This window comes from Roseibium sp. SCP14 (assembly GCF_040329475.1).
GTDB lineage: Bacteria > Pseudomonadota > Alphaproteobacteria > Rhizobiales > Stappiaceae > Roseibium.
On record NZ_JBDZYH010000003.1, the window covers coordinates 471,340 to 484,802 of the forward strand.

11 protein-coding genes are annotated in these 13,463 nt (G+C 55.8%); 6 read left to right on the plus strand and 5 right to left on the minus strand.

The features are described from left to right. Positions 1 to 93 precede the first annotated feature (93 nt). The 6 genes from ABLQ08_RS14820 to ABLQ08_RS14845 all read left to right on the plus strand — a co-directional run bounded on the left by ABLQ08_RS14820 (position 94) and on the right by ABLQ08_RS14845 (position 7,846). Positions 94 to 585, plus strand: coding sequence for a (2Fe-2S)-binding protein (locus tag ABLQ08_RS14820; protein ID WP_352943620.1), 492 nt, complete (start codon positions 94 to 96; stop codon positions 583 to 585). Positions 586 to 793: 208 nt separating this feature from the next. Next, positions 794 to 3,154: a xanthine dehydrogenase family protein molybdopterin-binding subunit gene (locus ABLQ08_RS14825; RefSeq protein WP_352944407.1), complete on the plus strand. Its 2,361-nt coding sequence runs from the start codon at positions 794 to 796 to the stop codon at positions 3,152 to 3,154. After that, positions 3,155 to 3,637, plus strand: a complete 483-nt coding sequence (locus tag ABLQ08_RS14830; protein WP_352943622.1) for a hypothetical protein — start codon at positions 3,155 to 3,157, stop codon at positions 3,635 to 3,637. Between the two features lie 34 nt (positions 3,638 to 3,671). Then, positions 3,672 to 4,472, plus strand: a complete 801-nt coding sequence (locus tag ABLQ08_RS14835; RefSeq protein ID WP_352943624.1) for an FAD binding domain-containing protein — start codon at positions 3,672 to 3,674, stop codon at positions 4,470 to 4,472. 288 nt (positions 4,473 to 4,760) lie between these two features. Next, entirely contained in the window at positions 4,761 to 6,509 is a 1,749-nt protein-coding gene (locus tag ABLQ08_RS14840) for a type I secretion system permease/ATPase (RefSeq protein ID WP_352943626.1), read from the plus strand. 29 nt (positions 6,510 to 6,538) lie between these two features. Continuing rightward, positions 6,539 to 7,846 (plus strand): HlyD family type I secretion periplasmic adaptor subunit, encoded by a 1,308-nt coding sequence (locus ABLQ08_RS14845; RefSeq protein WP_352943628.1) that lies wholly within the window; start codon positions 6,539 to 6,541, stop codon positions 7,844 to 7,846. A gap of 22 nt (positions 7,847 to 7,868) precedes the next feature. Here the strand turns inward: ABLQ08_RS14845 and glp are convergent, their stop codons facing one another. The 5 genes from glp to ABLQ08_RS14870 are packed head-to-tail and all read right to left on the minus strand — an operon-like array spanning position 7,869 to position 13,341. Next, positions 7,869 to 9,074 (minus strand): gephyrin-like molybdotransferase Glp, encoded by a 1,206-nt coding sequence (gene glp, locus ABLQ08_RS14850; RefSeq protein WP_352943629.1) that lies wholly within the window; start codon positions 9,072 to 9,074, stop codon positions 7,869 to 7,871. Continuing rightward, on the minus strand, positions 9,074 to 9,586 hold the full coding sequence (moaC, locus tag ABLQ08_RS14855; protein ID WP_352943631.1) for a cyclic pyranopterin monophosphate synthase MoaC: 513 nt from the start codon (positions 9,584 to 9,586) through the stop codon (positions 9,074 to 9,076). Before moaC ends, glp begins: the two co-directional genes overlap by 1 nt. 7 nt (positions 9,587 to 9,593) lie before the next feature. Beyond that, positions 9,594 to 10,406: an indole-3-glycerol phosphate synthase TrpC gene (gene trpC, locus ABLQ08_RS14860; RefSeq protein ID WP_352943633.1), complete on the minus strand. Its 813-nt coding sequence runs from the start codon at positions 10,404 to 10,406 to the stop codon at positions 9,594 to 9,596. Positions 10,407 to 10,410: 4 nt separating this feature from the next. Further along, positions 10,411 to 11,424, minus strand: a complete 1,014-nt coding sequence (gene trpD / locus ABLQ08_RS14865) for an anthranilate phosphoribosyltransferase (protein WP_352943635.1) — start codon at positions 11,422 to 11,424, stop codon at positions 10,411 to 10,413. A gap of 24 nt (positions 11,425 to 11,448) precedes the next feature. Then, the gene (locus ABLQ08_RS14870; RefSeq protein ID WP_352943637.1) at positions 11,449 to 13,341 is read right to left on the minus strand and encodes a SurA N-terminal domain-containing protein; all 1,893 of its coding nucleotides are present in this window, start codon (positions 13,339 to 13,341) and stop codon (positions 11,449 to 11,451) included. Positions 13,342 to 13,463 lie beyond the last annotated feature (122 nt).

The window sequence follows — 13,463 nt, forward strand, 5'->3', positions numbered from 1 at the left end:
AAATTGCTCGCCGGGACCTTGGAAAATAACACGGTGAAAAGCCGGGCTGTTTTCGAGCAATTGCTCAAAGAATTTCATGAGGGAGAGAAATTGATGTCGAAAGTATCGATGGTATTGAACGGCAAGACGGTTTCGGCGGATGTCGAAGACCGGACGCTGCTCGTATCGTTCATCCGGGAGGTGCGTGGGCTAACCGGTACACATGTGGGATGCGATACGTCGCAATGCGGTGCCTGCGTTGTTCACGTCGACGGGAAATCGGTCAAGTCCTGTACCATGTTGGCTGCGCAGGCGGATGGCGCTGAAGTTGTAACTGTAGAAGGTCTTGCTTCAAACGGTGAGTTGCATCCGGTGCAGGCCGCTTTCAAGGAAAACCATGGACTGCAATGTGGCTTCTGTACGCCGGGAATGATCATGAGTGCAATCGACATGATCAATCGCTATGGCGCGGGCAACCTCGATGAAGCCACCATCCGACATGAGCTGGAAGGCAACATCTGCCGTTGTACCGGCTACCACAACATCGTCAAGTCTATCAAAGCCGCTTCCGATCAGATGGCCGGCATGGCTCACGCTGCGGAGTGATACCCAGCACCTGTTGAATGCGCGAGTGAACTGAGCTTCACACCCCAGAATCAATCAACTCAATCGACTGCCGGGAGGAAAAGGCACGTTGGGTTGTCCGCCTGATTTTGGAGGAAAACGCGATAAGCGGGTGACTGCCGGCAAGGCCGGCAATGAAAATTTCCCGGCGATGGCGGAACCGGATTGAACTGTTTTTGGGAGAGAGATGATGGCAGTTGAGGGGATTGGTGCCCGCGCATTGCGCAAGGAGGACAAGAGGTTCCTCACCGGCAAGGGCCAATATACAGATGATATGGTTTTGCCGCGCATGGGCTTTGCAGCATTCGTGCGCTCGCCACATGCGCATGCGAAGGTCAAGGGAATTGACGCCAGCGAGGCTCTTTTGATGCCTGGTGTCGATGCGGTTCTTACAGGTGAGCAACTTGTCGGAGACGGGATTGGAAACCTGATTTGCGGCTGGATGATCCATTCCAAGGATGGTTCACCGATGAATATGGGTGGCTGGCGCGCTCTGGAACCGGAAATTGTCCGGCACGTCGGTCAGGCTGTTGCCGTGGTTGTTGCGGATACGCAGGCACAAGCTCGGGATGCTGCGGATGCTGTGGTTGTTGACTACGAGGAGCTTCCCGCGGTCGTCGATCCGGTTGCCGCAATTCATGAGTCAGCGCAGCAAATTCATCCGGAAGCAGCAGGCAACCTGATTTACGATTGGGAAATCGGGGATGAAGCTGCTGTCAACGCCGCCTTTGAAAAAGCAGCTCACGTCACAAGAATGGAAATCAGGAACAACAGACTTGTTCCCAATCCGATGGAACCACGCGCGGCGCTTGCGAGTTACAACGAAGCTGAAGAGCATCATACGCTTTATACAACCTCTCAGAACCCGCATGTGGCTCGGCTTGTCCTGTCTGCTTTCTACAACGTTGCTCCTGAACACAAACTGCGCGTGATCGCGCCTGATGTTGGGGGCGGCTTCGGGTCAAAGATCTTCATTTATCCGGAAGAGATCGCTTGTCTTTGGGCGTCAAAGCGCATTGGTCGGCCGGTGAAATGGGTATCCGATCGAACAGAAGCCTTTCTGACGGATGCGCACGGACGAGACCACGCCTCCGAGGCAGAACTCGCTCTCGATGCGGACAACAAGATCATTGGCTTGAGGGTGAAGACCATCGCCAATCTCGGCGCCTACATGTCTTTGTTCTCTTCTTCGGTTCCAACGTATCTCTACGCGACTTTGCTTTCGGGTCAGTATAACATTCCGGCAATCCACGCCAATGTGAAAGCGGTCTACACCAATACCACTCCGGTGGACGCGTACCGTGGGGCAGGACGCCCGGAAGCAACTTACCTCCTTGAAAGGATTGTTGAAACGGCTGCCCGGGAAGTTGGTTTGTCGCCGGCTGACTTCCGCCGAAAGAACTTCATCAGAAGTTTCCCGCACCAGACACCTGTCATCATGTGTTACGACGCAGGCAACTATGACACGACACTGGATGCAGCTTTGAAAGCTGCGGATTATGACGGTTTTGCAGCACGAAAGGCAGAAGCAGCCACTCGCGGCAAGCTTCGCGGAATGGGGCTCTCCTGCTACATCGAAGCCTGCGGTATTGCTCCGTCTGCAGCCGTCGGTTCGCTCGGTGCAGGCGTCGGGCTCTGGGAATCTGCCGAAGTTCGCGTGAATCCCATCGGAACGGTGGAAGTATTGACCGGATCGCATAGTCACGGTCAGGGACACGAAACAACCTTCGCACAATTGGTGAGCGAGCGTTTCGGCCTGGACACCGATTCCGTTTCGATTGTTCATGGCGATACGGACAAGGTCCAGTTCGGAATGGGGACTTACGGGTCCCGTTCCGGTGCGGTTGGTATGTCGGCGATCGTCAAGGCCCTCGACAAGGTCGAGGCAAAGGCGAAGAAAATCGCGGCTCACCTGATGGAAGCTTCGGAAGGAGACATCCAGATTGAAGGCGGCGAACTGAAAGTCGCCGGCACCGACAAGAAACTGACCTTCACCGAAGTCGCTCTGGCTGCCTACACGGGGCACAATCTGCCAGAGGGCATGGAGCCAGGCCTGAAGGAAGGGGCGTTCTACGATCCGACAAACTTCACATTCCCCGCAGGGACATATGTGTGTGAGGTGGAAGTTGACCCGGAGACAGGCAAGACCGACATCGTCAACTTCGTTGCCGCGGATGACTTCGGCAAGGTCATCAACCCGATGATCGTCGAAGGTCAGGTTCATGGCGGTCTGGTGCAGGGCATTGGCCAGGCGCTACTGGAAAACGCCGCGTATGATGAAAACGGTCAGCTGCTGACCGCATCCTACATGGACTACACCATGCCACGAGCGGACGATGTTCCCTCGTTCAACCTCTCCACGCATGAAACGCTGTGCCCGGGCAACCCGCTTGGCATGAAAGGGTGCGGTGAAGCTGGGGCAATTGGCTCGCCACCTGCTGTAATCAACGCGATTACGGATGCGATCGGAAGCAACGACCTGACGATGCCGGCGGCACCGGAAAAGGTCTGGGCACTTTGCCAATCAACCGCAAAACAGGCAGCCGAGTAAATGACGTTGGCTGACGTGGACCATAAAGCCTTGGCGATCTCGCTGAACCAGCGGATCTGGTTCCTTCTCGAAAAGAAGGACCGGACGGCTGAGGAATGCGAAGAGATGGTTCACGTCGCGCATGCCAGTTTATGGCATTGGTTGCAGGTAGGCGGTCCCGTTCAGCAGCAAAGAGGCGAATGGTTGATCGGCAGGGTCTATGTCGTGCTGGGGATCGCGGAAGCGGCCCTGCGGCACGCCGAGCGAACTTTCGACCTGACCGAACGCCATTCCGCTGAATTGCAAGATTTCGATCATGCCTATGCCTATGAGCTCATGGCTCGCGCCCTGCTTCTGAGCGGGGACCACGGCAAGGCGCTTGATATGTGGGAGCGTGCCGGAAACCTTGGTGCCGAAATTCAAGGCGTCGAGGATCGGGAGATCTTCCAGGGAGACCTGAGGGCCATACCTTTTGTGCCCGTCTGCGATGCCAACGCAATTTGATGACACTTGAACCCATCTTTTGGGGAGACGCGAAATGTACGAAACAAATTATCACAGGGCCGGTTCTGTTTCTGAAGCGGCAGATCTGGTCTCGAAGTCGGATGATGGAAAGATCCTGGGAGGAGGTCAGACTCTTCTTCCGACAATGAAGCAAAGGTTGGCGGCACCGAGCGATCTGGTCGATGTGACGAAAATAGCCGATTTGAACGGAATTTCGGAAGGAAGTGGCAGTATCTCGATCGGTGCGGCAACGACGCACGCCGAAGTGGCTTCATCCGAACTCGTCAAGCAGAAATTGCCGAGCCTTGCAGGGCTCGCCAACGGGATCGGTGATCCGGCGGTACGGCACATGGGCACTCTCGGCGGATCGATTGCGAACAACGATCCTGCAGCGGACTACCCGGCTGCGTTGGTGGCCCTTGGAGCGACTGTTGTCACCAGCAAGCGTGAATTGTCGGCGGAAGATTTCTTCATCGGAATGTTCGACACCGCCCTTGATGAAGACGAGATTGTTGTCTCGGTGTCGTTCCCGGTTGTGGAAAAAGGAGCCTATGCCAAGTACCCGAACCCGGCTTCCCGTTACGCAATGGCCGGTGTGTTTGTGGCACGGCACGGGGACGGAAGCGTACGCGTCGCAGTCACCGGGGCAGGGCATTACGGTGTCTTCCGTGTAAGTGGTATGGAAGCCGCTCTGGCCTCAAATTGGTCGCCGGATGCAGTGGCTGGCATCAAGGTCGATGCCGGCAGCATGCTTCACGATCTCCACGGATCATCGGCCTATCGGGCAAATCTCGTTACCGTGATGGCCAAGCGCGCAGTTTCAGCTGCAAGCTAGTGCAAAATTTTACCCGAATGAAGAACCCGGTCCGATGCGGCCGGGTTTTTGACAAATTTTAGGTGTTTTAGCTGCACGCGTCGTCAAGGTTTACTGACTGCAAGCGAAGCTGTGTCTTGTTCGGATTGCAAGTTTGTGTTTGAACCGGTCGCCTGCAAATTACGTATGACTTGGACTGTGAGCGGTTCGATCGGAAACGAGTTTGAACACGTTACAGCTACTTTGATCGGTTCCGCAGACCAGGTTGTTCGGAAGCGACAAAACTGAAAGCAAGATTCAGAGGACTTCATGGTTGGAGCAAGGCAAAGAGCCGCAAAACCACATACCGGACGAGACAATCCTGTTGCCAAGGCGTTCCGTCCAATCCGGAGTGCGTTCTGGGGCGTTGCCGTCGTCAGTTTTGTAATCAATATTCTGATGCTGACTGGCCCTGTGTTCATGTTGCAGGTTTATGACAGGGTGCTTGCCAGCGGCTCTGTGCCGACACTTGTCGTGATCGGCATTCTGGCCATGGTGCTTTACATATTCTACGGAATTCTGGAGGGCGTTCGTGGCCGTATCCTGTCCCGTTTGGGCCAACGGGTAGATGCCCGTCTTTCGGGCATAGTTTACAAGGTTTCCAACAGTTTGCCGGTCCGTCTCGGGCGGCAGGCGGCCAAGCTGCGCCCGGTGCAGGACCTTGACACGATCCGTCAGTTTCTGTCCGGTCCGGGACCGGCCGCCATATTCGATATTCCCTGGTTGCCGCTCTATCTCGGCATCGTGTTTCTGTTTCATCCACTTCTTGGGATCGTGGGGCTGGCTGGAGCCGTCGTCATTACGATTCTGATCGGCGTCAACGAAGCGATGTCGCGTAGCCCGTCTGAAGAAGCGGCAGGGCAGGCTGGGCGCCGTGCCTCCGTCGTTGAAAGCGGACAGCGGAACTCCGAAGTCGTAACGGCGATGGGTATGCAGAGCGCGCTTGCCACAAGGTGGGATGCGCAAAACGGCGAATATCTTGCCACGCAACGTCGGGCGTCCGACCGCACCGGAATTTTCGGCACAGCCATCAAGACGATCCGGTTTGTGCTTCAGTCTGCCATTCTCGGTGTCGGCGCCTGGCTTGCAATTCAGCAGGAAATTACGCCGGGTGTCATGATTGCAGCTTCGATCATGACCTCCAGGGCACTTGCGCCGATCGAGCAAGCGGTCGCGCAATGGAGAGGTTTTGTCGCCAGCCGGCAGGCGCTGAAGCGTTTGCGGGAAGTGCTGGTTGTCGCAGATGATGAACCGGAAAAAATGGACCTGCCTCTGCCGGCCAACAAGATCAGTGTCGAACAGGTCTTCTGCGGACCGTTCGGCGAGGCCATGCCCTATGTTCAAAATGTAACGCTTCAGCTCCAATCCGGAGATGGTCTGGGCGTGATCGGGCCTTCGGGATCCGGGAAATCGACATTTGCCCGGGCTTTGGTTGGCGCGACACCTGCTCTCAAGGGCGTCATTCGCTATGACGGAGCTGAACTTGGCCAATGGCCAAGCACTAAGCGCGGTCAGTTTATCGGTTACTTGCCGCAGGACCTGCAGCTTTTCGATGGAACGATTGCGGAGAACATTGCCCGCTTCAACGAAGATGCGTCACCGGACAAGGTCATCGAAGCGGCCAAACTTGCTGATGTTCATGATATGATTGTTTCGCTACCTGAGGGGTACAATACGGTCATCGGTCGCACCGGCAGGCTTTTGTCTGCCGGACAGCGGCAGCGTGTCGCGCTTGCACGGGCTCTTTACGGCAATCCGTTCCTGGTTGTGCTTGATGAACCAAACTCAAATCTGGATGCGGAAGGCGAAAGTGCCTTGACCGGCGCAATCAAGGCAATGCGGGAGAAGGGATCGATCGTTGTCGTGATTGCCCACCGTCCGAGCGCGATTGCGACGGTGGACAAGATCCTTTGCCTCAAGGAAGGCAAGATGGCCGGGTTCGGTCCGAAGGAAGAAGTCTTGAAACAGGTCGTTCAGCCGGTCCAGCGTGTGCGCGCTGGAGCAGGGCCTGGGCGGTAAGGGCTTGAACAGGGAATAGTGCCAGAGAAATGACCAATCAAACGTCTGGAAACGCGGATGACATGCTGCGCAAGACTGTGCGCAACCATCTCCTGTTTGCACTCTTTATTGCGATATTTGTCGTTGCAGGCATAGGAGGCTGGGCAACGTTTACCGAAATTTCCGGGGCCGTTGTCTCATCCGGAACCGTGGTTGTTGAAACCAACATCAAGCAGGTTCAACATCGTGAAGGTGGCATTGTTCGTGATATCAGGGTCAAGAATGGTGATGTCGTGGAAGCAGGGGAACTGCTGATCAGTCTGGACGACACGGTTACGCGAGCCAATCTGGCAGTCATCACCAAACAACTTACTGAAATGACTGCTCAGGAACGCCGTCTTGAGGCGGAACGGGATGATATTCGCTCGATTGAGTGGCCTGGTTCTGACCAACGGGAACTGACCGACATTGAACGGGGGCAGCAATTGCTTCTGGAGGCACGCCAGAATTCCAAGGATGGACGCAAGAATCAGCTGGAAGAACAGATACGTCAGTTCAACAAGCAGACCTTGGGACTGGAAGCTCAGGTAACAGCTAAAGTCTCCGAAATCGAGTTGATCGACGAGGAGCTCTCAGATCTTGATGGCCTACTGAACAAGCAGCTTGTTTCAAAGAGCCGGGTCACGTCTCTGCGGCGCGAAAAGGCCCGTTTGGAAGGTGAGCATGGCGACCTGATTGCGCAAATCGCCAGAACCAGGGAAGCGATCAGCGAACGGCGGATCCAGATACTGCAGATCGAAGAATCCTATCGTGCAGAAGTTCTTGAGCAGCTGCAGGAAGTACGGTCACGCATAGCGCAGCTCGAAGAACAGAAAATTGCGGCTGAGGACGAACTGACACGGGTAGAAATTCTTGCGCCGCAGAATGGATACATTCACCAGCTGTCGGTTCACACAATCGGTGGTGTGGTCGCCCCTGGCGAAACAGTTATGCAGATCGTACCGCGTGAAGACCAGCTCATTGTCGAAGCGCAGGTTCGTCCAATTGACATTGATCAGATGGCCCCAGGGCAGCAGGCCAGGGTTCGGTTCCCAAGCTTCGATCAGAGAACAACACCGGAATTGAGTGCGGAACTGCTGACAGTGTCGGCTGACCTGACTCAGGATGAACGCACTGGCACAAGCTATTACGTCGCCCGGTTGGTGATAGATGAAGATGAACTGGACAAACTCGGGACACAAACCCTTGTCCCGGGGATGCCGGTTGAGACCTTTCTGACGACGGGTGACCGTACCGTCTTGAGCTACCTGGTCAAGCCGATCACGGATCAGATCGCTCACGCGCTGCGAGAGCGCTGACGCTGACGTTGTTCAGGCTGTGCTAGAGCACCATGACGGGAACATTTGTCCCGGCTTCCTGAGCCGGAGCATGTGGCGGCCGAACGATCAGCGCACCGGACTTTGCCAATAGACCGAGCATGGAGCTGTCCTGCTTGGAAAACGGCGTCGCGATCAGACGGCCGTCAGTGTCTTCAGCCAGTGTGGCCCGGACATAATCCTGTCGACGGTCGTTTTCCGGAATGCCTGCACCGAGAATGGCAGACTTTGACTCGGTGTCGCCGGTCTTTTGTCCAAGCATCGCCTTCAACAGTGGTTTCAGGAAAAGCAATCCGCAGACAAGGCTTGAAACCGGATTTCCCGGCAGTCCCAGGACTTTTGTCTTGCCGAGACGTCCGGCCATGAGTGGCTTGCCCGGTCGCATCGCAATTCGCCAGAAGGCGAGATCCATTCCCTCCTGGCCCAGGACATCCTGAACCAGATCGTGATCTCCTACCGATGCGCCGCCTAATGTCACTAGGACATCTGCCTTTGCCGAAATCGCCTGTTGGACGTGATTGGCAAGTTCCACGGGGTCGTCTCTTGAGATACCCAGATCCAGCGGTATGCCGCCACAATCTTCAACAAGTGCTGCAATACCGGCGTGATTTGACGCGATGATCTGATCCGGGCCGGGTTCGACACCAGGTCGAACGAGTTCGTCTCCCGTTGCCAGTATGGCTACCTTGGGTTGCCGGATGACAGGCAAGGTCGGGTGGTTCATCGCGGCCGCAAGCGCCAGGTGCCGGTATGTCAGCTTCAGCGGTGGTGAAAGAAGTTCTTCGCCCCTTGAGAAATCGAGGCCGGCGGGACGCACGAACGCACCTTGCTCGGGTGCATGCAGAACACTTATCTCGTCTCCGGTTCGCTCTGCGTTTTCCTGAATGAGGATCGTGTCCGCACCTGCCGGTACCGGAGCACCTGTGAAAATCCGAACGGTCTCGCCGGCTTTTACTTCACCGGAATAGCTGTGCCCCGCCGGTGCTTCGCCAATGACGGTAAGTGTTGTGTTTCCTTGCGCCAGGTCTTCATGGCGGATTGCGTATCCGTCCATTGCAGACGCCGCGAACGGTGGCTGCGTACGCGTGGAGGCCAACGGTTCTGCCAAATAGCGGCCATTGGCCAGGTCCAGCGAAACGGTTTCGCTCTCAAGTGGGGAAACGCCTGAAAGGAGTTTTTCAAGCGCTTCTGCGACCGGCATCAGGCTCATCAGGTTCCGCCTTCGCTGCCGTCTTTTTCCAAGGACCAGTGTCCTGATTTACCGCCGGCTTTTTCCACCAGGCGAATGTCTCCGATCACCATGCCGCGATCAACGGCCTTGGCCATGTCGTAAATTGTCAGGCAGGTGAGGGAGCATGCCGTGAGGGCTTCCATCTCGACACCGGTTTGACCGCTAACTTTGGTGGTCGCGGTAACAGCAAGACCCGGCAGGCTTTCATCAACGTCAATGTCGATCGTCACCTTTGAAAGCATCAGGGGATGACAAAGTGGAATAAGTTCATGGGTCTTTTTGGCGGCAAGAATACCGGCGATGCGCGCCGTGCCGATAACATCGCCTTTTTTGGCATTTCCCGAACGAATCAGGTCCAACGTTTCCTGTCGCATCGTGATGGTGCCGCGGGCCACTGCAATACGGTGGGTGGCATCTTTGTTCGAGACATCCACCATATTGGCCGCGCCGGCCTCATCCAGGTGAGTGAGTTTTGTATCTTGGTCGGACATTGACCGCCTAAACAGCTTTCGAAAGAGAAGGGCGAGCGAGCAAGGCTTTGGTGGCAGCCGCCACGTCATCCTGACGCATGAGGCTCTCACCGATCAGGAACGTCGAAATTCCAACCTTGTTCATGCGCGCAAGATCATCTGGTGTGAACAAGCCGGACTCGCCAACGACAATTCGGTCAGCAGGTACCTTGGGTGCCAGTTCCTCGCTGGTTTCGAGTTTCGTCTCGAAGGTTTTCAGATTTCGGTTGTTGATACCCATCAGCCGAGAAGACAGTTTCAGTGCACGCTCGAGTTCTGCATCGTCATGCACTTCAAGCAGAACGTCCATGCCGAGTTCAAAGGCGGTGTCCTCAAGGGCCCTGGCGGTATCGTCGTCGACTGCAGCGAGAATTATCAAAATGCAGTCGCCGCCCCAGGCTCTGGCTTCATAGACCTGGTAGGTGTCATAGAGGAAGTCCTTGCGCAAAGCAGGCAGCGAAACTTCACCACGCGCGGCTGTCAGAAACTCCGGCTTGCCTTGAAAAGACGGGGCATCCGTCAAAACAGACAAACATGCGGCTCCACCCTCTTCGTATGATTTCGCAAGCAAAGGTGGATTGAAATCTTCCCGAATAAGGCCTTTTGACGGGCTGGCTTTCTTGATCTCCGCGATCAGAGCGTAATCACCAGTCGAGTGCTTTGCCTCGATGGCTTTCAGGAAACCGCGAGGCTCTGATACGTCGGCGATCTGCGCCTTCAGTTCCTCCAGCGAAACTTTCGATTTTGCCGCAGCGATTTCTTCGCGCTTGTAGGCTTCGATTTTCTGTAAGATATCGGCCATGTGACTATCCGTTTGATGCCGCAACCAGCTTTTCGAGAGTGTCGGCCGCGGATCCGTTGTCAATCGAATCAGCTGCCATTTCAACGCCGTCCTTCAGGTTGGACACCTTGTCTGCGACCAGCAGGGAAGCAGCGGAGTTGAACAGCACGATATCGCGATAGGCGTTTTGGGCGCCAGCGAGAACTTCCCGAAGCGCCTTTGCGTTTTCCGAAGGCTGTCCACCCTTGAGATCTTCAGCTTTTGCAATAGGAAGACCTACGTCGGCCGGTGAGATCTCAAATGATCGTACCTTGCCGTCTTTCAGTTCGCTGATGTATGTCGAACCGGTTGTCGTGATTTCGTCCATGCCGTCCGAACCATGGGCAACCCATGCTTTTTCAGATCCAAGTTCCTTGAGCGAATGGGCAACGGGTTCAACCCATCTGCGCGCGAAAACGCCGACCATCTGACGTTTGACACCGGCGGGGTTCGACAGTGGCCCAAGCAGATTGAAGATGGTCCGCGTGCCCAGCTCCATCCGTGTCGGTCCGACATGTTTCATCGCCGCGTGGTGAAGCGGTGCGAACATGAAACCGATACCGGCACTGGTAATGCAGTTGGAGATTTTTTCAGGAGCTATGTCGATGTCGACGCCAAGCTGGGCAAGAGCTTCGGCCGCACCGGATTTTGATGACAGCGACCTGTTGCCGTGTTTTGCAACCGGAACTCCACATCCAGCGACCACAAGCGCGGTGCAAGTCGAGATGTTGTAGCTGCCGGAGTTGTCACCCCCCGTTCCGACAATATCGATTGCGTCTGCAGGAGCATCGACCGGAAGCATTTTGGATCGCATGGTGGCAACGGCACCCGTGACTTCAGCAATGCTTTCACCACGGACGCGCAGGGCCATCAGAAAGCCTCCCAGCTGCGACGGTGTTGCAGACCCTGAGAGGATCACGTCAAAGGCTTCTCGTGCTTCCGCCGGGCTCAGCGCGTGACCATCGGCCACTTTGGCGATGATGTCCTTGAACGTGGTCATTTCAGTCTTCCATCCGCTTTCGTATCAATTCTGGTTCAAACCAATGACCTGAGCGATTCCGGCCTGATTGATTTCAACTCCGGCCTTGGCTTCGCGATCCGTAATGAACTGACCAAGCAGCGAATCCTGAATCTGTTGCGACAGCTGATCGCCGAGCGCAGAGACTTCCGGGGCGGATAGGTCGAACTCCGGGGTTGAACCTGAGGTAACCTTGAAGACGATGCGATTGCTGCTGTCGGCTGCCTCGGTCGTGGCACTGGTTCCGACCGGCCCGGTGAATGCTGCAGAAACGGCCGCGTTGCCAAAGTCTCCGGAAGGTGTGTTTCTTCTAAGCCCTTCCACGTTTTGAACTTCCAGGCCCTTTTCCGCTGCAAGCGCTATGAACGGTGTTCCGCTCTGTGCCTTGGCAAGCAGTTCTTCTGCGGTGTCATTGAGACGATTGGACAGCTGGTCGGCTTTCCATGCTTCAACAACTGCTTCCTTGACTTCGGAGAGTTCGCGGTCACGCGAGGGGATTACCTTTGCGACGTCGTACCAGACAAAGCCCTGGTCCCCAAGTTGAAGGACGTCGTTTTCAATTCCAACATCACTATCGAAGGTACCGGCGACGATTCCCTCCGCAGCCGGGAGGTCAACATCGGAACCAGCCATGGACTTGCCGGAGGCGTCAAAAGCTTGTGGTGCTTCGACCGGCAACGAAAAACGTTCGCCGACCTCGTCAAGAAGAGCTCCGCCGGCACGGGCATCTTCGATCTCGTCAAGAAGATCCAGGATTTCGCGCTCAGCCTGCTCTTTTGCCAGTTCTTCCACAATACCGGCTTTGACCTCTTCAAACGGTTGGGTGCTTTCCGGCAGAACTTCCTCGACATTCAAGATTACGGTTGAGAAACGTCCCTCGACAGCATCACTGGATTCGCCCTCATTCAGCGAGAAGGCGGCCTCTCCGAGAGTTTCGTCGAGAAAATCGCTCTTGGACATCACGCCCAAAGCAACGTCGTTGTCGCCCAGATTGCGTTCGCTCATGAGTTGCTCAAAAGTCTTGCCATCGTGGAGTTCAGCCGCAGCTTCTTCCGCCGCTTCCTTGGATGGGAACGACATTTGCCGCACTTTACGCCGTTCGGGCTGGAAAAAGTCTGCAGACCGGCGATCATACTCGGCTCGGGCGTCTTCTTCGTTCACGTCGTCCGGACGGGCGAGAGTATCGGGTGTAAGTGCGACATACTTGATTTCGCGGTATTCCGGTGCGCGGAAGTCGGCTTTCTTTTCTTCAAAGAAAGTGCCCAGAGCTTCTGCCGACGGTTCTTCAATCTCACCGATAGCTTCAGCCGTGATCAGGAGGTATTCCGCATTGCGGGTTTCATGTTGGTAAGCGTCAAGTGCTTCCAGATAGCTGACCGGTGCCTTCAGGCCACCGGCGATGCCTTCCGCCAGCTGTCCTCTTTCCGCAACATGCCGCCTTTGAACGACATATTCGTCCTCTCGGTAGCCATTCGCTTGCAGAACCTGTTGCAGGCGGGTGCGGTCATATCTTCCATTGAGTCCCCGAAATGCGGGGTCGGATTGAATGATGGTTGCCAGCCGTTCATCGGAAACGCCCAGTTTCAGGTTCTGGGCGGCGTTGTTCATCGCTGCTTCGGCGATCAGTTTTCCGAGAGATTGCTGCGGTATACCAAGTGCAGCTCCTTCAGATGGCGTCAGCGGACGGCCGAGTTGCTGACCGAGCCGGTTAAGATCCTGGCGGTAAGTACGATCAAAATCGAGAAGGGAGACTTCCGTATCGCCAACTTTCGCTGCCGTGTTCAGGCCAAAGCCCTGTAGAAAATCCGTTACGCCCCAAACGGCGAAACTGAAGATAAGCAGGGCGATAAACAGTTTGGCAACCCAGGTGCCAGCGCCCTTGCGCAGCGCGTCAAGCATGACGACTCCCGTAATTCTTGTTTTTCAAACGGCCGGATTTTCTGCCCGGATGGTGGACCGGTCCAGGCCGGAGCGGGCGGATCATAATGAGCTGTTGCCGCCGCTGCAAGGCAGCCTTGGAT

Bases quoted from the DNA above. Each gene is read 5' to 3' on its own strand.
- ABLQ08_RS14820 (WP_352943620.1), top strand. From the start codon at position 94: ATGTCGAAAGTATCGATGGTATTGAACGGCAAGACGGTTTCGGCGGAT.
- ABLQ08_RS14825 (WP_352944407.1), top strand. From the start codon at position 794: ATGGCAGTTGAGGGGATTGGTGCCCGCGCATTGCGCAAGGAGGACAAG.
- ABLQ08_RS14830 (WP_352943622.1), top strand. From the start codon at position 3,155: ATGACGTTGGCTGACGTGGACCATAAAGCCTTGGCGATCTCGCTGAAC.
- ABLQ08_RS14835 (WP_352943624.1), top strand. From the start codon at position 3,672: ATGTACGAAACAAATTATCACAGGGCCGGTTCTGTTTCTGAAGCGGCA.
- ABLQ08_RS14840 (WP_352943626.1), top strand. From the start codon at position 4,761: ATGGTTGGAGCAAGGCAAAGAGCCGCAAAACCACATACCGGACGAGAC.
- ABLQ08_RS14845 (WP_352943628.1), top strand. From the start codon at position 6,539: ATGACCAATCAAACGTCTGGAAACGCGGATGACATGCTGCGCAAGACT.
- glp (WP_352943629.1), bottom strand. From the start codon at position 9,074: ATGAGCCTGATGCCGGTCGCAGAAGCGCTTGAAAAACTCCTTTCAGGC.
- moaC (WP_352943631.1), bottom strand. From the start codon at position 9,586: ATGTCCGACCAAGATACAAAACTCACTCACCTGGATGAGGCCGGCGCG.
- trpC (WP_352943633.1), bottom strand. From the start codon at position 10,406: ATGGCCGATATCTTACAGAAAATCGAAGCCTACAAGCGCGAAGAAATC.
- trpD (WP_352943635.1), bottom strand. From the start codon at position 11,424: ATGACCACGTTCAAGGACATCATCGCCAAAGTGGCCGATGGTCACGCG.
- ABLQ08_RS14870 (WP_352943637.1), bottom strand. From the start codon at position 13,341: ATGCTTGACGCGCTGCGCAAGGGCGCTGGCACCTGGGTTGCCAAACTG.